This window comes from Rhodococcus sp. NPDC056960 (genome assembly GCF_042674125.1).
In the GTDB taxonomy this organism is placed as follows: domain Bacteria; phylum Actinomycetota; class Actinomycetes; order Mycobacteriales; family Mycobacteriaceae; genus Rhodococcus_F.
Genome location: NZ_JBHURF010000011.1, coordinates 222,030 through 240,450, shown reverse-complemented (window position 1 = coordinate 240,450; position 18,421 = coordinate 222,030). Strand labels below are relative to the sequence as shown.

General features: G+C 64.2%; 13 protein-coding genes. 5 read left to right on the top strand and 8 right to left on the bottom strand.

Annotation, left to right across the window (positions count from 1 at the left end; all coding sequences use genetic code 11):
• Nucleotides 1-68: 68 nt before the first annotated feature.
• The gene (locus ACFTWF_RS19595; protein ID WP_378462838.1) at nt 69-1,622 is read right to left on the bottom strand and encodes an APC family permease; all 1,554 of its coding nucleotides are present in this window, start codon (nt 1,620-1,622) and stop codon (nt 69-71) included.
• A gap of 460 nt (nt 1,623-2,082) precedes the next feature.
• Here ACFTWF_RS19595 and ACFTWF_RS19590 point away from each other — a divergent pair, with 460 nt between their 5' ends.
• Nucleotides 2,083-2,574, top strand: coding sequence for a heme-degrading domain-containing protein (locus ACFTWF_RS19590; protein ID WP_378462837.1), 492 nt, complete (start codon nt 2,083-2,085; stop codon nt 2,572-2,574).
• Between the two features lie 67 nt (nt 2,575-2,641).
• Here ACFTWF_RS19590 and ACFTWF_RS19585 read toward each other — a convergent pair whose 3' ends face one another.
• From ACFTWF_RS19585 to ACFTWF_RS19560, 6 genes are all read right to left on the bottom strand, one after another.
• Entirely contained in the window at nt 2,642-3,193 is a 552-nt protein-coding gene (locus ACFTWF_RS19585; protein WP_378462836.1) for a VOC family protein, read from the bottom strand.
• Nucleotides 3,194-3,255: 62 nt separating this feature from the next.
• Nucleotides 3,256-4,104 (bottom strand): DMT family transporter, encoded by an 849-nt coding sequence (locus ACFTWF_RS19580; RefSeq protein WP_378462835.1) that lies wholly within the window; start codon nt 4,102-4,104, stop codon nt 3,256-3,258.
• Between the two features lie 77 nt (nt 4,105-4,181).
• A complete protein-coding gene (locus ACFTWF_RS19575) occupies nt 4,182-5,297 on the bottom strand; it encodes an MFS transporter (RefSeq protein ID WP_378462834.1) in 1,116 nt (371 codons plus the stop codon).
• A gap of 160 nt (nt 5,298-5,457) precedes the next feature.
• Nucleotides 5,458-7,485 (bottom strand): FAD-dependent oxidoreductase, encoded by a 2,028-nt coding sequence (locus tag ACFTWF_RS19570; protein WP_378462833.1) that lies wholly within the window; start codon nt 7,483-7,485, stop codon nt 5,458-5,460.
• A 42-nt stretch (nt 7,486-7,527) separates the two neighbouring features.
• Nucleotides 7,528-9,147 carry an FAD-dependent oxidoreductase gene (locus tag ACFTWF_RS19565; protein ID WP_378462832.1) on the bottom strand — a complete coding sequence of 540 codons (1,620 nt, stop codon included), beginning with the start codon at nt 9,145-9,147 and terminating at the stop codon, nt 7,528-7,530.
• A 215-nt stretch (nt 9,148-9,362) separates the two neighbouring features.
• Nucleotides 9,363-10,931 carry a PucR family transcriptional regulator gene (locus ACFTWF_RS19560; RefSeq protein WP_378462831.1) on the bottom strand — a complete coding sequence of 523 codons (1,569 nt, stop codon included), beginning with the start codon at nt 10,929-10,931 and terminating at the stop codon, nt 9,363-9,365.
• Between the two features lie 292 nt (nt 10,932-11,223).
• On the opposite strand from ACFTWF_RS19560, the gene ACFTWF_RS19555 reads away from it, so the two are divergent.
• Together ACFTWF_RS19555 and ACFTWF_RS19550 are read left to right on the top strand one after the other, a co-directional pair.
• The gene (locus ACFTWF_RS19555) at nt 11,224-13,011 is read left to right on the top strand and encodes a thiamine pyrophosphate-binding protein (RefSeq protein ID WP_378462830.1); all 1,788 of its coding nucleotides are present in this window, start codon (nt 11,224-11,226) and stop codon (nt 13,009-13,011) included.
• Nucleotides 13,012-13,125: 114 nt separating this feature from the next.
• The gene (locus ACFTWF_RS19550) at nt 13,126-13,983 is read left to right on the top strand and encodes a mycofactocin-coupled SDR family oxidoreductase (RefSeq protein ID WP_378462829.1); all 858 of its coding nucleotides are present in this window, start codon (nt 13,126-13,128) and stop codon (nt 13,981-13,983) included.
• A 122-nt stretch (nt 13,984-14,105) separates the two neighbouring features.
• Here ACFTWF_RS19550 and ACFTWF_RS19545 read toward each other — a convergent pair whose 3' ends face one another.
• A complete protein-coding gene (locus ACFTWF_RS19545; protein ID WP_378462828.1) occupies nt 14,106-15,125 on the bottom strand; it encodes an aldo/keto reductase in 1,020 nt (339 codons plus the stop codon).
• A gap of 341 nt (nt 15,126-15,466) precedes the next feature.
• Here ACFTWF_RS19545 and hisD point away from each other — a divergent pair, with 341 nt between their 5' ends.
• Together hisD and ACFTWF_RS19535 are read left to right on the top strand one after the other, a co-directional pair.
• Nucleotides 15,467-16,792 carry a histidinol dehydrogenase gene (gene hisD / locus ACFTWF_RS19540; protein WP_378462827.1) on the top strand — a complete coding sequence of 442 codons (1,326 nt, stop codon included), beginning with the start codon at nt 15,467-15,469 and terminating at the stop codon, nt 16,790-16,792.
• Nucleotides 16,789-18,210: an aspartate ammonia-lyase gene (locus ACFTWF_RS19535; protein WP_378462826.1), complete on the top strand. Its 1,422-nt coding sequence runs from the start codon at nt 16,789-16,791 to the stop codon at nt 18,208-18,210. The genes hisD and ACFTWF_RS19535 overlap by 4 nt, the downstream gene beginning before the upstream one ends.
• Nucleotides 18,211-18,421: the final 211 nt, after the last annotated feature.

The window sequence follows — 18,421 nt, the reverse complement described above, 5'->3', positions numbered from 1 at the left end:
GTCGGCGATGAGTCGAGCGTGCCTCCGGCCCGGACCGAATGTCCGGGCCGGAGGCACGCTCTCGTCTCTCAGTCTCTGACCAGTTCCTGATCGCGATCGGGTTCGTCGCTCCTGCTGCGATGATGTCCACGAAGACGATTGGCGATCTCGATGGCGTCGCCCTCAGGGGCCGACGATCGTTCGTACGGTTTTGCGACCGTCATGTACACGAGCCCGATGACTGCGACGATCACGAAGCCGATCAGCGCGATCCAGCGATCGTAGAACGGGAGGCTGGTGTCGCCGTTCGGTCGAGCGAGAAGAATCATCGAGGCCACACCGTAGATGAGCGCGCCGACGCTCACAGGCCATCCCCACTTGCCGAGAGTCCAGCTTCCGCCGGGCTTCCATCCCTTGGTTCTCGCACGCAACGCGGCGAACACCACCATCTGGAACGCGAAGTAGCCGGCGAGCATCTGGAATGCCGCCACGCGGAACAATGCATCGGGGATGAAGTACAGCAGGAAGAACAGGACGATCGGGAGTCCGGCGACGGCGATGGTGGCGTTGACGGGCACCTTGCGCGCGGAGATCTTCTTGAATACGCGGCTTCCCGGGAACATGTCGTCGCGAGCGAAGGAGAAGATCAACCGGCTACCTGCCGCCTGCTGACCCATCACGCACGCGAGGAAGGACGTCAGTGCCACGACGAGGAAGACCTTGGTGCCGAACGTTCCGAGGGTGTCGTTCAAGATTGCGGTGATCGGGTTGGCAACCTCCCCGTCAACGATTCCCTGCAGATTCGGTGCCGCCAGGATGTAGCCGACGAAGGAGAAGAGGGCCGCGGCGCCACCCAGAATTACGGTCAACATCATCGAACGGGGAATCATGCGGCTCGGATTCGGTGTTTCCTCAGCGACCTCCCCGCAGGCCTCGAACCCGTAGTAGAGGACCAACCCGATGATCGCCGCGGTGACGAATGCGTTGAAGTAGTCACCGTCGCCGGCGCCCATGGTGTCGAAGAGAACCGAGAAGTCGTTCTCGCGATGGAAGATCAGAAGGAAGAGTCCGACCAGGATGATCCCCGCGAGTTCCGCCGCCAGACCCACCTTCGCAATCGTCGCCAACGTCTTGCTTCCGGTCGAATTCAGTACGAGGGCGATGAGCACCATGATCGTCGCGATCACGAGCTTCTGACCCGGAGTAGAGGAGATGTCCGAATCGCCGTGGAACAGTGCGAGGACGAAGTCCGCACTGAACATCGCCGTCGTAGTACATCCGACCACGACCCCGGAGATGTAGATCCACGAGAGGATCCAGGCGTATTTCCCGTTCCACAGTCGGCGGGCCCACTGGTACAGCCCGCCCGCGATGGGGAACTGGGAGACGATCTCGCCGAACACCATGGCGACGAGCAGCTGGCCACCGGCGGCGACGAGCAGCCAGATAATCGACGGTGGACCTGCAGTGGTGAGGGCCTGAGTGAACATGGACAACACCGCCACGAGCGGTGACAGGTAGAGGAATCCGAGGGCGAAGTTCGACCACATTCCGATCTTGCGGTCGAAATTCTCTTCGTAACCCAGCACGCGCAGATGCGCGTCATCACCGGACAGCGGCTGTCCTGAACTACTTGTTGACATCTTGCTCCTCATGGATGGATGCGGTGTTAGTTGAGGGCCGGCGGGATCCGACACCGATTGATCCGTGTGCCGGCACCCGCCCTGTGCGGTGGCGTCGCCTACTTGTGCTCACGGCACAGGACCGGGTGCGATTCACCGATGCTGACGAATATGACGGGTGTCACTTGTTCAATCTCGCACTGCCATCGGCACCTTCGGCATACCCAATCCGTGCAATTCGCGGGCGCCGCACTTCACCCATTGTCCGGGTTGTCACACCGAGAGAATCGCTTCCGCACAGGCGGCCGAGTCGTCCGAATTGTCGAGCGCAACTCTCACTTTGGTGGTATGTTCTCAGCCTCGTCGAGAATGCCGGCCACGCTGTATCGTCTTCGCGGCCATTGTCCGAGGGCGTCCGCCATATGGCACCGCGTCAGGCTTCGCTGCCGTCCGAAAAGTCAGTCGAGAAAGGCTGTAAGCATTGATCAAGAACACGATTCAGTCCGAAACTCAGTGGAAATTGATCCACGCGAATGTGATGGCAGAGGTTGACGGGCTCTCGTTCGAGCGTTTTGGATACGACGATGCGTGGGCGGTCGGAGGGCGTCTCATGGATATCTCTCGCGAACGACACCATCCGGTCGCCATCGCCGTCGTTTTCGGAGAACAGCGAGTGTTCCACGCGGCATTGCCCGGGTCGTCCGCCAACAACGACGACTGGCTTGACCGCAAGTTCCGAGTCGTGCGCCGACACAACGCTGCCTCGTACGCGATCGGCTGCGCTCAGCGTGCAGTTGGTGGCGACTATTATGCCGACAACGGCTACGACCGCAGCAAATTCGCTGTCGCGGGCGGCGCGGTGCCGCTGAGAGTCCAGGGATCGTTGGTCGGCGCGGTGGGCGTCTCCGGGCTCGCCGAAGAAGAGGACCACGCACTGGTGGTGGAAGTTCTCCGGGAGCACCGCGGACGCTGAGTTCGGGAACGGGGCCGGGAGCGCACCGCGAGCCATGCTCCCGGCCCCCATCGTTCCGCGACAGTTGCTACCGCCAGCGGTCCGCCGGCGGCGCCATGCGTGAACCAGGAAGTCCCTCGTAGAACCCTCCGGTCGAACAGGTGGTCAGTTCCATCTGCATGCCCCAGGGTGTCCGGAAATAGAACCACCGCTGACCCGCGACTGGGGCCCGTTCGTCGACACCGTTCGGTCCCTCCATCACCTCGACGCCCGGAATGGACTTCACATACTCGTAGCTCAGATCGATGTCGTCGACATAGAAGGCCAGATGGTGTCCACCGATATCACTGTTCCTGGGCGGCGCCGGAGCCTGTTCCGGGGCATCGTATTCGAAGAGCTCGATATTCATGTGCAGGCCGATCCGAACCATCGCGATCCGACAGACCGCCTTCGGATCCACGTGCAGACGTCTGTACATCCCGTCCGACGCAGCGTCGGCGAACGGCCCGTCCTCATAGACCAGTTCACCGCCGAAGTGGTCCACGAAGAACGCCACCGCGTCGGCGAGAACGGGGACGGTGAACGCCACGTGGTCGACCGACCGCAGTGTCGGTACGCCTGCAGGCTGTGAGCTGACCATACTCTTCTCCAATCACTCTGTGGTGCAATAGATATAACAGTTAGACGCGCAACTCTGCCGCATCATGCACTCGATGCCGGCGTCGAGCGGGAGTTCGTGTCTGGCATAGTCCGTTGTTTGCCCTGCCCGGAGGCCGGGTTTGTCGCGAGAGCACTGACCAGGCAGATCGTCGACACCGCGCACCACTTGACGATGCTGAGACTTTCGTCCAAGATGGCCCACCCACACAGTGCCGCGACTGCCGGATACAGCGCCATCGAGGTGCCGTACGCGGCGCGGCTGAGCCGCCGGATTGCAAACAGTTCCAACAAGGGCGGAAACACCGATGCCAGAAGGGCAGTGCCGGCACCCGCCCAGAGCACGTGCACGTCGAGAAAGTTGGCTCCGGTGGCTGCCAGGCCCACGGGAACGACGAAGACGGCGCCCACGGTCATGGCTACTGCTGGTCCCGCGTTTCCGGGAATCGATTTGCCTACCGATCCGTTGAGGGTGATTGCGGTGGCCCAGCATGTCGCGGCGCTGAATGCGAGAAGTATTCCAACGAGGTCGACACGCCCGTCGGCGCCCGCCAGCAGTACCACGGCAGCGGCGACGACGAGAGCACCAAGCGCATCTCGCGTGCGTCGGGATGCGACGAGCGAGACCGTGAGCGGTCCGAGAAACTCGATTGTTACTGCGAGTCCCAGACCAATGCGTTCGATCGAGGCGAAGAGGGTCAGGCTCATCGTTGCCATCACCACACCCAGTGCGATGACTTGAATCAGCTGTCTCCGCGAGAACTCTCGAAGTCGCGGACGCCCCACGAGCAGCAGTACAGGCGCAGCCACCATCATGCGGATCGCCACTACACCCACGAATCCGACCGTCGGCATGATCAGCGCGCCGACTGCAGCACCACTCTGGAAAGACACTCCACTCAGCACCACCGCGCCGAGCGCTGCCGAACGGGCGGATCCGTTGGATAATTCGGACAATGGAGCGGACACCCCTAGCGGCCGATGTTCCCGGCCGCTGCGCAGCAGATCGCGATGGCGCACAGCGGAATCAGCATGGTGGTGTTGATCGGTACGTGCTCGGCCAACCATCCGATCAGCGCCGGCCCGGCGAGCAGTGCTCCATACCCGAGGCCGACGACGCGGGAGAAGTCGGTTCCCGACGTTCCGTCGAGGTTGCCGGCGGTGGACAGAACCTGGGGAACACTTCCCGACAGTCCGAGTCCGAAGATCGCCCAGCCGACCATTGTCAGGGGCACGACGGGCGAGAGTAGGACGATTCCCATCCCGACGCATCCGACCGCGCATCCGACACGCACCACCCACTGCCCGCCCCGGCGCTGGGCGACACGGTCGGCGCTGAACCGGCCCACCGTCATCATCGTCACGAATGCGCCGAACGTCAGTGCCCCGACCGCCTCGGACGCACCCAGGTGCTCCTGCGCATGGACGCTGCTCCAGTCCATTGCGGCGCCCTCGGAGAGGAACAGCAGGAAGGCTAGTGCGCCGAGGACGACGAGACGGCGTTGCACGGTACGGGTGCGGACAGGAGTGGAACCCGTCTCGTCCACCGGCCGGGTGGGACGGCTGAATCGGACCAGGTGCGTCGCTACCGCCAGTGTGATCAACAGGCACGTCCCGGACATCACGACCGCTGTGGTGGTCATGCTCCATTCGACGGCAAGCGTCGCCGCCCCGATCAGGGATCCGATGACACTGCCGACCGAGAAGACCGCATGGAACGCCGACATTATCGACCGCTCGTAGTCCTGCTCGACCACCACCGCCTGAGCATTCATGGACACGTCCGTGCCGCCCATGGCGAGCCCGAAGAGCGTCAGACCGACGAGCAGTTCGGTCTCGTCGGTCGCCAGCATGGGTCCGACCAACAGGATCGACATCGCCGCCCCGGCGACGACCCCCGTGGTGCCGCCGCCGAACCGGGTGATCATCGGTCCCGTGATCTGCATGCCGACGAGGGCCCCCGCCCCGAGCACGAGCAGCATCGTTCCCAGTATCGCCGTGGAGATGCCCGTCTGCTGCTGAATCGAGGGTATGTGGACCGCCCACGTGGACACGGCCAGCCCGAAGACGATGAAGAGCGCGAACACTGAGACGCGCGCCCTGCGAAGGGCTGGAGAAATCGTCTGTGTGACTGGAGCCATGATTCCGTTTCGATTCTGGTTTCAATTGGAGATCGGAGCGCGGGCTGCTGCCGGTCCGTCCGCGCCCGGGCCGGACCGGCAGTCGCGGCTCGCCGCCCGACCGCTGTCAGGCGAGCACGCCGACACGGCGTGCAGCGCGCTCACCCTCGTGGACCGCCTCGAGCATCGTTCGGCTCGCCACCGCGTCACCGATGCGTTCGACTGGCACCCCGCTGTTCTTCAGTGCGAAGTACAGGTCGTTGACGGGTCGGTGCCAACCGGCGAGAACAACCGTGTCGATGTCGTGGAGTGTCTCCTCTCGCCCCTTTTCGTTGATCTGCAGGGTCGATCCCTCGACGGCGGTGAGGCTGGTGAACGGGTGTGTCTTGATGCCCGCGTCGTGGATGCGCGGCACCGCGAGATTGGCGCTGAACGGACCCAGCTTCGACCCGGCGAACGGCAATACCGTCAGCAACTCCACCTCACGTCCTTCCTCCGCGAACTGCAGGGCCAGGCCGATTCCCTTCCAGCCGCCTTCGCCGTCGTCGACCACCGCGACATGGTTGCCGACGGGCGCGGAATCTTCGAGCACGTCCCACACCGACAGCACGTGGTCCTGGTCGAGTCCCGGCGTGGACTTGATGCCGAGAGAGAGGTTGCCGACGATGTCGTCGGCGGGAGCCGACCCGGTCGCGACGACGATGTGGTCCGGTGCCAGCGCCAGCACTTCTTCAGCCGTTACCGCCCACCCGAGGCGAAGGTCGACGCCGTGCTTGCGGATCATGACGTCGAGGTGGTCGATCACCAATCCGATCTCGCCGCGTCCCTTGATCTTGTCCGCGATCCGCAACTGGCCGCCGGTGACGGGGCGTCGTTCGATGAGGATGACCTCGTGGCCCTGACGTGCGGATGCCTCGGCTGCCTTCATGCCGGCGGGGCCGGCGCCGATGACGACGACGCGGCGCCGGATCGTCGCCTGAACCAACGTGTCGGAACCCAGTTCCCGTTCGAACCCCGCGGCGGGGTTGTGAACGCACGAACTGTGTGTGGGCTTGAACAGGCGGTCGATGCACCCCTGGTTGCAGCCGATGCACCGACGGATCTCGTCGATGCGGCCTTCCCTCATCTTGTTCACCGTGTCCGGATCGGCGATCTGCTGACGGGTCATGGCGACCATGTCGGCGTGCCCCTGGTTGATGATGTCGACAGCGTCCTCGGGCACGTTGACGCGGCCGACGGCGATCACCGGAACGTCGACCACTTCCTTGACCGCGGCGGCGAGGCTTTCCCAGATGCGCTTGGGGTGCTGCATGTCGGGGACATTCTGGTGGGCTTCCAGGTAGGTCGCCCCTTTGACGATGATGTAGTCGATGGCGCCGGTTGCGGTGCACGCGAGGGCGATCTTCTTCGCATCGTCGATCTCGAGTCCACCGGGACTGAAATCGCTGCCTTGCAGGTTCATGCCCACGAGGTAGTCGGGTCCGACCTCTTCGCGTACTGCTTCGATGACCCGGAGCAGGAACCGCATCCGGTTCTCTAGCGACCCACCGTACTCGTCGGTGCGCTGGTTGGAGAAGGGCGAGAGGAACGAGGCCAACAGGTATCCGCCGTAGCCGGAGTGGATCTCGACACCATCGATGCCGGCCTGCTTGGCATGACGGGCGCTGAGCGCGTGGCCCGCGACGATCTCGTCGATGTCCTCGACCTCTGCTTCTTTCGGCATCTCGAGGTTGAACGGACACGGGGTGTTGGAGGGTCCGATGAGCGCGCGGCCTGTCCAGGTCGAGCTGCTCTGCCGGCCGGTGTGTCCGAGCTGCATGACGATGCGCGCCCCGTACTCGTGTACGGCGTCCGCGATCTTGCGCAGGCCGGGGACCACTTCCGGGTAGTACGCGCGTACCTCGTTCGGGACGTTTTGCGACGACGGGTGGACCTGCGGGAATGCCATGCCGATCAGTCCCGCGCCACCTTTGGCGCGCTCGCGGTAGTAGGCGACGTGCTGGTCGGAGGGCAAGTGATTCTTCGCCATACCGGTTCCATGCCCCGTCATGACCACGCGGTTGCGGATCTCCACTTTCCCGAGAGTGATCGGCTCGAAGAGCGGCGCCAGCGCAGGATCCACTGTTGCTGCAGTACTGGCGATCGTGGACGTCATTCCGTGTCTCCTTGTGAGGATTTGGCTGTGTGGTCGAGGGATTTAGTGATCCCGGGAGATCGCTGACGCGGAACTTGTCGTGGCCGGTGAGTACTGCTCCTTACTGGGGGCGAGCTGACCGGAACGCCCGAGTCGAAGGGAAAGTGCCGCCACGGTGAGCGCCGGGTTGACCGCTGCCGACGATGGAAATGTGGAACTGTCGGCGATCCAGAGATTGTCCAGGTCGTGCGCTTTCAGGTTTTCGTCGACGACGCTGGTGGCTGGGTCGTGCCCCATCCGTGCCGTTCCGCACTGGTGGGAGGTGGCTTCGACTCCGAGACTCTGAGTGAGGACGACCGGAAAGCCGGCCTTGCGAACGACCTTCTTCATCCGCTTGATGAGTTCGTGGTGGGCGGAGAGGTTCGTCTCCCTGCGCTCGACCTCGACCTGTCCCCGACTGTTGACGGTCAAGCGGTTCTCGGGCAGCGGTAGGTCCTCGGTCTGGATGAAGAGGTCGAGGGTGTACTTGGTGACCTCCTCGAGGATCGGCATGGGCACCCAGGGCTTGCCCCGCTTGGCCATCGGGCCCCGCAGCTTGCCGAGACCTTGCACGTTTCCGAGCGGGTAGCGGGTCGTGGGCCCGGCTTCGTACCAGTCGTTGATCCCGATCGTCTTCTGGTACACCGCCTCGTTCTTTCGGCGCGGGTCGATGGCCAGGAAGAAGGTCGTCACGTGGGCCATGTAGTTGCGGCCGACTTGATCGGATGTGTTGGCCAGCCCGTTCGGGTGGGCACTCGATGCCGAGCGGAGCAACAGCGACGCGGTATTGGCTGCGCCACAAGCGATCACGAATCGTCCGGCCTTGACCGCGATGTTCCTGCCGTTGTGGGTGATCCGCGCGTGGGTGACGGTACGCCCACCGGCGTCCGTGTCGAGACGGGTGACCTCAGCGTTGGTCAGCAACTGGACGTTTCCGCTTTGCAGGGCCGGGCGGACGGCCGCGACGTCCGCATCACCCTTGGCGTCAACCATGCAGGCGAACGAGTCGCACGTGTCGCACAGGACACAGGGTCCGCCCGGCCTCCAGTCGACCGACTGCGGGGCCGCGAACGGATGCAGACCCTGTTGCCTCGCACTGTCGACCAGCCTCGCCATGGCGCCCTCGTGCGGGAGGCCGGGAAACGGGTAATCCGTTGATCGCCAAGGGTCTGTCGGGTCCTCGCCTTTGTTGCTGTGCACCCAGAACATCCGCTCGGCTTCGCCGTAGTGCGGTTCGAGTTCGTCGTAGGTGAACGGCCATGCCGGCGAGATACCGTCGGGGTGCTCGATCTCCCCGAAATCGCACTCCCGAAATCGGGGAAGCGTCGCGCCGTACAGCTTCGTACTGCCACCCACGTAGTGGTAGTTGCCCGGTACGAAGTAGTTGCCTGTTGTCCTGTCGTGCCACGCGGCCGAGTTCTTGTAGCGCCCTTCGGCGTGAACTGCTTCTGCCGACCAGTTTTCACGCTCGACAGGCAGGAAATCTCCCTGCTCGACGATGAGAACCTTCGCTCCTGAGTCCTTGAGCGCGTAGGCGAGCGTTCCGCCGCCCATTCCCGATCCGATGATCGCGATGTCGAACTCGAGGATGTCCGGTGGATCGGTGATGACCTGTGACTGCAGTGCTGTAATCGCATTCGACATACATGTCTCCCTGAAACCATCTGCCGTCGCCCAGAATTGTGGGTCGAGAATTGAATCTAGTGCGGCATCAATGCTGTTCAGAGGGGCATTCTGAGCAGAGGTAGGCACCTGGGTTGCACAGTGCGTGCAACAGAATCCGGTCCGCGCAGGTCGCGAATCAGCCTAGTTAGCCGAGGCTACCCATGTCAGCCTCGGCGAATGGAATGCGTCCGACATCACTCGAACGTCGATCGATCCTGCCTGTGCAGCAGATCGTGCCCGCGGACGGCGAAGATCAGTGCCTGGCGAGCGTCCGTGTCGTCCAGCGAGCGTCCGAGCAGCTCCGTGATTCGGTCGAGACGGTAATACAGGGTGCGACGCTGCACGAACAGTAGCTGCGCTGCCTGGGACTTGTTGCCGTCGCACGCAAGATACGTTCGCAGCGTGGGCAGCAACGGGTTCACACCCTTGGCGTCGTGCTTGAGCAGGGGTCCGAGCTCGTCCTCGATGTAGCGGGCCAGTTCGGATCCTTGCGCGAGCGAGGCGAGCAGACGTAGCACCCCCAGATCGTCGAATCGGTGTACCGCCTTGTCCGGGCGCGCCGACGCCACCGACACCGCGCTTCGCGCTTGTTCGATCGCGGTCGGCAGCTGCGGAGGTTCGACCTGCCTGCTGATGCCAGCACTGACTCCCAGCTCCGTCAGTCGATCGACGATCTGTTTCTCCACATCGGGCCTCGTCAGGCCCATGACCGCCAACGTGTGTTCGCCGAGATCGGCCACCACGGCCGGGACGTGAAGTGTTCGACAGAAGTCGTCCATCGCGTCTTCACTCGTCGCTCCCAGCGGCGTCTCTTTGAGAACGAGGACTGCGATAAGGGCGCGATCACGGAGGTCACGGCCGATGCGGAGCGCACGCTGCACGAACATGCCGCCGGAGATGTCTCCGAGAAGCAGCCGGCTCACCAGGGCGTTCTGCCGCTGGGCGGCTTTGGCGCCGCTCTCGCGGATACCGAGAAGGGCAATGGCGATCCCGTCTGCTGTGCGATCCAAGGCGTACGTACCGGTCCCCGCCAAAGTCGCTCCCTCGTGGAGGACGTGGAGCCACCCCCACCGTTCACCACGGAGCACAACGGCACGACGCGTACAGTTTCCCGCCTCGTTCGAGCTGCCGGTGCCGGGCTGATCATGTTCTATCCGCGAGTGACGCTCCCAGTCCGACAGCATCCGGTCCGCAACATCTGTTATGCCCGAGTAGGCGATCACCTGCCGCGTCGAATCCTCGAGCACGACCGGGCACTGCACTTCGCGCGCAAGGGTATCCGTGAAATGGACATAGTCGCGGCCCGCCAGGAGCAGCTGCATGAATGCCGCGTTCAGTCGCTCGTACGCCGTGAGGTCCACCACTCTTTGGTCGACGATGGACTCGTGGACCTGAGCGGAGACCTCCACGAAAGGAACTTCACCATCAAGTCCCACAAGCGGGAAGTTCATCCTCTGTGCGGTTTCGATCAGCGCCTCGGGCATGTGGTCGAATGCCCGGCCGCTGAGCTCGATCACCAGGACCGCCGCCCCCGCTTTTGCAACCTCCTCGATGTACTGCCGCTGCCGGTCTGGCGAAGCGCCGATACCGAGACCCGCAGTGAGGAGCATCTCGCCGCCGCTCAGGAACCGGGCTATGTCCGGGACCTCTGTGGGATGGACCCAGCGGATCACCCGGTTCAGCGCAGCATCTCCCGCGTACACCTTCAGATTCGTACGGCGAAACACCTCGAGGCCGAGGGCTGCGTGAACGGTCATGGTCATCGGCGTCGCTACCTTCGCTGGACAGACTGTGAACAAGCCACTGCAACTGTTGCACACGGTGCATCTTCTAAATGCAATCTACGCCGGTGCACACTTACCCGTGAAGGTGGTCACATCACTGAACTGATGTCGACAGGACGCGCATCCGCGCTGCGGTGCGTCGCCCCGGACCGGCGTCCGCACCGGTCACCGCCTGCGGCGCCCGGCACGGAATTCCGCCGAATAGATGCAAGCGAAGGGACCCCTGTGCCGCCGACAACGGTGCGGAACTACCCACTAGAGAGGATTTTCAATGCCTAGGCTCAACGGCGGACAAGTCATCGGCCGAATTCTGAAGCAGTACGGGGTGCCCTACGTCGCGGGCATCCCCGGCCATGGAATTTGGGGGCTCATGGATGCCTTCAACGAAGAGGAATCGAAGATTCCTTTCATCCAGACGTACCACGAGCAGAGCGCCGTGCATCTCGCCGACGGCTTCTACCGTGCCTCGGGTCAGCCGATGGCGGCTGTGACATCCATCGGCGCAGGCGCATCCAACACCGTTCTGGGTCTCGCCACCGCTTACAGCGACTCGACCAGCGTTCTCGTCATCACCGGCGGTCCGCCGCGCCACATGCGCGGCCGCGGCGTGCTGCAGGAACTCGACCGTCAGAAGGACAACGGCTTCCCGCAGGTCGCCGAGGCCGTCTCGAAGCGTAGCTGGGTCGCGAACAGCATCGAGGATCTGCCGTTCATCATGCACCGCGCGTTCAGTGCGATGCTGACCGGTCGTCGTGGTCCTGCGCACATCGAGGTGCCGTGGGATCTGCACGCCGAGACCGCTGACGTGTCTTTCCATGATCTCGAGCGCCGGCTTCCCGTCGGTCTGCAGTACCCCGATCCCGAGGCCGTCAGCCGAGCGGCCGCGCTCCTCGCCGGCGCCGAGCGGCCTGTCATCGTCGTGGGCGGCGGCGCCATCAGTGCAAACGCGACCGACGAGGTCCTCGCGCTCGCCGAGGCCCAGAACATCCCGGTAGCAACGACCTGGAACGGCAAGAGCGCCTTCCCCGAGGATCACCGGCTGTTCGTCGGCAGCGTCGGCCAGACGGGCACGATCCACGGCAACTACCTCGCTGCCAATGCCGATGTCGTCATCTCCATCGGTTGCCGCTTCACCGACTGGTCCGCCTCGAGCTACAGCCGTGGAAAGTCCTTCTCCTTCCCACCGGCGAAGCTCATCCACATCGACATCGACCCCCACGAGATCGGCAAGATATACCCCGCGGAGGTCGGTATCGTCGCCGACGCGAAGCCCACGGTTGCCGCGATCGTCGACAGCCTCCCCTCGTCCACCCCGGCTCGCTCCGAGTACGTGGCCGAGATCGCGGAGCGTAAGGCCGACTGGGAGGAGCAGCTCTCCGCCCGCCGTGAATCGGACCGCTTCCCGTTCACGCTCCAGCGTCCGCTCGGTGCACTGCGCAACGTCATGGACCGCGACGGCATCGTGCTCGTCGGTTCGGGCAACACGCAGGGCGCGGTCAAGCAGACCTTCCCGGTGTACGAGCCCCGCACCCATCTCACAACCGGCGGCTTCTCCGCGATGGGCTGGCCGGTGCCGGCCGCGCTCGGCGCGAAGCTTGCTGCGCCCGAACGTCAGGTCGCCTGCATCACCGGCGACGGTGACTTCCTCATGACGGCGCAGGAGATCGGTGTGGCGATCCAGCACGACATCCCCGTCGTGTTCGTGGTGCAGGACAATTCGGGCTACATCTCGATCCGTGGTGGGCAGCGGAACGCCACGGACCGCATGATCGGCACCGAGTTCAATCGTCCCGACGGAACGCCGTACAGCCCGAGCTTCAAGGATCTCGGCAAGTCCTTCGGACTCGAGTCCTTCCGCGTCGACTCTCCCGCCGACCTGGAGCCGACATTCAAGCGGGCGTTCGATGCCAAGGCCCCCGTGCTCGTCGAGGTTCCGACCGACCGCGACCTCGCAAGCCCGTTCGTGCCGGGATGGCTCGACTTCCCGCCACTGCCGCACATCACCGATGAGCGTGCGGACGAGTACCGCGAAGCACGCGCGAACGAGCAGCACCAGTAGTTCCTTCGATCGCCGCCGTGGGTTTTCGCCCGCGGCGGCGGTTTTCGTTTCCGGGGTTACGCGGCTCGCGCGAACCACCCCACATCCGAATGCGACTCGAAAGCAGAGGACCCAGTGTCACGTCTAGCAGGAAAAATTGCGCTCGTCACCGGTGCCGCGCGGGGACAAGGTCGGTCCCACGTCCGACGTCTTGCCGAGGAGGGCGCTGACATCATTGCGCTCGACCTGTGCAGTCAGATAGACACCGTCCCCTATCCGATGTCGACCCCCGACGATCTCGACGAGACGGTGACCCTCGTCGAGGGACTCGGTCGACGCATCGTCGCCCGGTCGGTCGATGTCCGTGACCTTCCAAGCCTTGAAAAGGCGGTACAGGAGGGCGTTTCGGAGCTCGGCGGTCTCGACGTGGTCGTTGCGAACGCGGGCACTCTCAATGGTGTCGCACCGATGTGGGAACTGACCGAGGGCCAGTTCCAGGATCAGATCGATGTGAATCTGACCGGTGTCTGGAAGACCATCAAGGCCACGGTCCCACCTCTGCTCGAAGGCGGCAACGGCGGCTCGATGATCCTGATCAGCTCCATCTCCGGCCTCACCGCCGAACTGAACGTCGGACACTACTCGGCATCGAAGCACGGGGTGAACGGGCTGATGCGGACGTTGTCGGGGGAACTGGCGCCGTTTCGGATCCGCGTCAATTCGATCAACCCGACCAACGTGAACACCCTGATGATCAACAACCCCGCGTACAACCAGATGTTCGCAGGTGGCAAAGCCGGTGCCACCCAGGCCGACGCGCTCCCGGCACTGCAGGCCATGCACGCACTTCCGGTTCCCTTCCTCGACCCCATCGATGTGAGCAACGCTGTTGTCTACCTGGCCTCCGACGACGGGCGGTACGTCACCGGCACTGCACAGGTGATCGACGCCGGGGCCATGACACCTTTCAAGGCACCACACCTGACGGCGTAGCACCTCGTTTCGAAGGCTCGTCGATGCGCTCACTCATCCGACGAGCCTGTCGCACACACGTGAAACGACCCCCGCACAGCGTTCACCAATCAGCAGCGCTGCGCGGGGGCCGTTCGTTCAGATCAGGACTCGGGTGTCGGCGCGTCGTCGCGGACCAGGCCGGCTGCGCGCAGATCCGCCCACAGCTGTTGCGGGATCACCGTGTCGAAGAGTTCGGCATTTCGCTTCTGCTGTTCGACGTTGCGGGCGCCGATGCAGATGCTCAGTACCGAGGGATGCGCATACGCGAACTGCAGTGCGGCCGCGGCCAGTGGAACGTGGTGGTCGCTGCAGATCCGCTCGAGGTGACCCGCCCTCTCCTTCACAGACTCCGGTGCGAGCGCGTAATTGAAGCGTGCGGCCGGGGTCGGCCCGGTGGCGAGAATTCCGCTGTTGTACACACCTCCGAGGACAATGCCGATACCCTGCTCTTCGCACAGCGGCAGCACTTCGTCCAGCGGTTCCTGCTCGAGGAGGGTGTACCGTCCCGCGAGTAGGTACAGATCGGCGTCGGTGCTGCGCACCGCGTCGGTCATGACATCAGTGTCGTTGATCCCGAACCCGATCGCCTTGACCACTCCCTGATCGCGCAGCGACTCGAGCGCCGGGTAGGCGCCTTCAATGGCTTGTTTGAACAATTCCGGTTGAGCGGCGCCATGGGTGTAGCGATCCACATCGTGGATGAACAGGATGTCGAAACGGTCGCACAGCATGCGCTGCATACTCCGTTCGACTGAGCGCATCACGCCGTCATAGCTGTAGTCGAACTCCGCGACGAAGGGCGGAATGTCCTTGTACTGGCCGTCGCTCGTCGGCGCATTGAGTCGCGGAGTAACCACCCGTCCGACCTTGCTGGACAGCACATACTCGGACCTGTCATAGTCGCGCAGGGCGTGCGCCAGCCGGTATTCGCTGAGGCCGTTTCCGTAGCCGGGGGCGGTGTCGAAGTATCGAATTCCCATGTTCCAGGAGTTGACTACGGTTTCGCGTGCATCGGTATCGGTGAACGGATGGTTGAAGTTTCCGATCGGGGCGCCACCGAAACCTGCCGCAGTGAACTCGATTCCGGACCGGGCGTGCGTACGCACAGCATCCACTTTCATATCCATCCCTACGTCGTGGTTTCGATGTCAGCGCGGACCCACGCGCGGTGTGATGCGTATTCGTGTTTGAATAACCGAGTTTGCTCTCGTCCGGGCCGCGCCATCAGTTCAAAGACTAGGGGAGCTCGCACCTCCATTGAATGCACAGAGTATGCAGCACCGGGGCGAATGCTTGCGCGCATTGCTCCCTGCCAGAGACTTTCGGCAGCCCGGCGTCAAGACTGACCACAATGTGCACTTCCATCCACAAAGTGTTCCCGCTTTGCGCCTGTTGCGTTCGGTGTCACGCCAGGATGCTTGAACCAAGCAGTTCCATCCCTCGTGACGCCAAGGAAGCATCCATGTCATTCGTTCTCAAGGCCGCCGTCGGCGAACCGGCACAGCGGTCCAGCAACCCCGCCGTCGTCGACACCGTCGCGGCCGTCATCGCCGACGTCCGCGCGCACGGCGAATCTGCCGTGCGCAAGTACTCCGAGAAGTTCGACGGCTGGTCCCCGGAATCGTTCCGTCTCAGCGAGGATCAGGTGCGCTCGATCGTCAGCTCGGTTCCGGAGACGGTACTCGACGACCTGCGGTTCGCGCAGCGTCAGATCCGGGGCTTCGCTCAGGCGCAGCGGGACTCGATCCAGGACCTCGAGGTCGAGACCCTGCCTGGGGTCTTCCTCGGCCACCGCAACGTCCCGATCGACGCCGCCGCCGCGTACGTGCCCGGCGGGCGCTACCCGCTCACCGCGTCCGCGCACATGACGGTTTTGACCGCGAAGGTCGCCGGCGTCGAGCGGGTCGCGGCAACGACGCCGCCGAACGCCGGTGAGGCACCCCCGATCAGTGTCGCCGCCATGCACCTCGCCGGCGCCGACGAGATCTTCGTCCTCGGCGGCGTGCAGGCTGTCGCCGCGCTGGCGCTGGGCACCGAAACCATCGCCCCGGTCTCGATTCTGACCGGCCCAGGCAACGCGTACGTGGCCGAGGCCAAGCGACAGTTGTTCGGAGAGGTCGGGATCGACCTTTTCGCCGGACCTACCGAAACCCTCATCGTCGCCGACGACCACGCCGACCCGTTCACCATCGCCGTCGACCTGCTCAGCCAGGCCGAGCACGGCCCCGACTCCCCGTGCGTGCTGATCACCACGTCGGAGGCCGTGGGGCGCGCGACCCTCGACCACATCGAGGCGCTACTTCCCGGCCTGGAGACCAACGCCATTGCCGGCCCGGCCTGGCGCGACCACGGTCAGGTGCACGTCGTCGATGATCTCGCCTCGGCCTACGCGCTGGCCGACGAGTTCGCGTCCGAACACGTCCAGATCCTCACCGAGGAGCCCCGCGAGGCGCTCACCGCAATGCGGAACTACGGTGCCCTGTTCCTCGGTGAAGGAACGTGTGTCCCATACGGCGACAAGCTGATCGGCACCAACCACGTCCTTCCCACCCTGGGGGCCGCCAACTACACCGGAGGTCTGTGGGTGGGCAAGTTCCTCAAGACGCTCACCTACCAGGAGGTCCGCAACCTCGAGACCAGCGCCCAATTGGGTGAGGTCTGTGGCCGGGTCTCGCGCCTCGAACGATTCGAGGGCCACGCCCGATCGGGCGACCTCCGCGCCGCCAAGTTCGGCAATGCCCCGCTGCCGTGGGGCAACATCCCGACCCGGGTGACCTCGGACCGATGAGCCGCACCGAGCACGACCTGCTCGGTAACCGGGAAGTTCCCTCCGATGCGTACTACGGAATCCACACTCTGCGCGCAACGGAGAACTTTCCGATCACCGGCATTCCCCTGTCCATTCACCCCGACATGGTGACGGCGCTCGCTGCGGTGAAACAGGCTGCAGCACAGTCGAATGCATCTCTCGGACTCCTACCTGCGCGCACGGCCGGCGCGATTGTCCGGGCGTGCGAGGAGATCCGGGCCGGCGCGCTGCACGACCAGTTCGTCGTCGACGTCATCCAGGGCGGTGCCGGCACCTCCAGCAACATGAACGCCAACGAGGTGGTAGCCAATCGGGCACTCGAACTGCTCGGCCACGCCCGAGGTAGCTACGAGCATCTGCATCCGCTCGAACATGTGAACCTCGGTCAGAGCACCAACGACGTGTACCCCACCGCGGTCAAGGTCGGCCTCCAGGTGGCCCTGACCCGGCTGCAGTCGGCGTTGACCGGGCTCGCCGAGGGGTTCGCGCTGAAGTCGGCGGAGTTCGCCGATGTGCTGAAGATCGGCCGCACCCAGTTGCAGGACGCCGTACCGATGACGCTCGGCCAGGAACTCGGCGCGTTCGCGTTGATGCTCGACGAGGACTCCCAGCGGCTCGGTGAGGCCGCGACCCTCATCTCCGAGATCAATCTGGGCGGGACCGCCATCGGCACAGGCCTCAACGCCCACCCGGAATATGCAGGCCGGGTGCGAGAGCATCTGGCTGCGATCACCGGCATCGACGTGGTCACCGCGTCGAACCTCGTCGAGGCCACACAGGACGTGGGGGCGTTCGTGCAGCTGTCCGGGGTGCTCAAGCGCACCGCGGTGAAGCTGTCCAAGATCTGCAACGACCTACGGCTCCTGTCGTCGGGGCCGCGTGCCGGCTTCGGTGAGATCACGCTGCCGCCCGTGCAGGCCGGGTCGTCGATCATGCCGGGCAAGGTGAATCCGGTGATCCCGGAGGTGGTGAACCAGATTGCCTTCCGGGTAGTCGGTAACGACCTGACCGTCACGATGGCGGCCGAGGGCGGACAACTTCAGCTCAACGCGTTCGAGCCGATCATCGCGCACTGTCTGTTCGAAACGATCGAACTCCTCACTCGCGGATGCACGGTGCTGCGTGAGCGGTGCGTCGCCGGGATCGAGGCGAACGTCGAGCATCTCGCGCGCACTGTGGACGCCTCGATCGGTCTCGTGACCGCACTCAACCCGCACATCGGCTACACCGCGGCCACGGCGATCGCCGCAGAGGCACTCGCAACCGGTCGCACCGTCGCCGCGCTCGTGCTCGAGCGGGGCCTGCTCACCCAGGAGCAACTCGACAGCGTCATGCACCCCGGAAATCTCACTCGTTCCGTCTCGCTGACCCCGGTCCCGGCGCCTACGACCCGCTGATCCTGTGCGAGGAGCGGCGAAGGGTCGCCGAACTGCACTCACCGACGTGATCACCCGCATTCCGGCCCCCGGACAACGACGTCCGATCCCGCAGGTGATCCAGTGACTCGCCCGGTCCTGAACCGACATTCGTGCCGACGGCGAGTTGCGCTCGGCCGTCCGGCCCCTCCTCACCGGGGTCGGACGGCACTCGAGCATGTGAGTCCGCTGA

What these genes read in the sequence shown, in the direction of transcription:
- hisD (WP_378462827.1), top strand. Translation starts at nt 15,467, where the DNA reads ATGTCATTCGTTCTCAAGGCCGCCGTCGGCGAACCGGCACAGCGGTCC.
- ACFTWF_RS19570 (WP_378462833.1), bottom strand. Translation starts at nt 7,485, where the DNA reads ATGACGTCCACGATCGCCAGTACTGCAGCAACAGTGGATCCTGCGCTG.
- ACFTWF_RS19585 (WP_378462836.1), bottom strand. Translation starts at nt 3,193, where the DNA reads ATGGTCAGCTCACAGCCTGCAGGCGTACCGACACTGCGGTCGGTCGAC.
- ACFTWF_RS19555 (WP_378462830.1), top strand. Translation starts at nt 11,224, where the DNA reads ATGCCTAGGCTCAACGGCGGACAAGTCATCGGCCGAATTCTGAAGCAG.
- ACFTWF_RS19545 (WP_378462828.1), bottom strand. Translation starts at nt 15,125, where the DNA reads ATGAAAGTGGATGCTGTGCGTACGCACGCCCGGTCCGGAATCGAGTTC.
- ACFTWF_RS19560 (WP_378462831.1), bottom strand. Translation starts at nt 10,931, where the DNA reads ATGACCATGACCGTTCACGCAGCCCTCGGCCTCGAGGTGTTTCGCCGT.
- ACFTWF_RS19565 (WP_378462832.1), bottom strand. Translation starts at nt 9,147, where the DNA reads ATGTCGAATGCGATTACAGCACTGCAGTCACAGGTCATCACCGATCCA.
- ACFTWF_RS19535 (WP_378462826.1), top strand. Translation starts at nt 16,789, where the DNA reads ATGAGCCGCACCGAGCACGACCTGCTCGGTAACCGGGAAGTTCCCTCC.
- ACFTWF_RS19595 (WP_378462838.1), bottom strand. Translation starts at nt 1,622, where the DNA reads ATGTCAACAAGTAGTTCAGGACAGCCGCTGTCCGGTGATGACGCGCAT.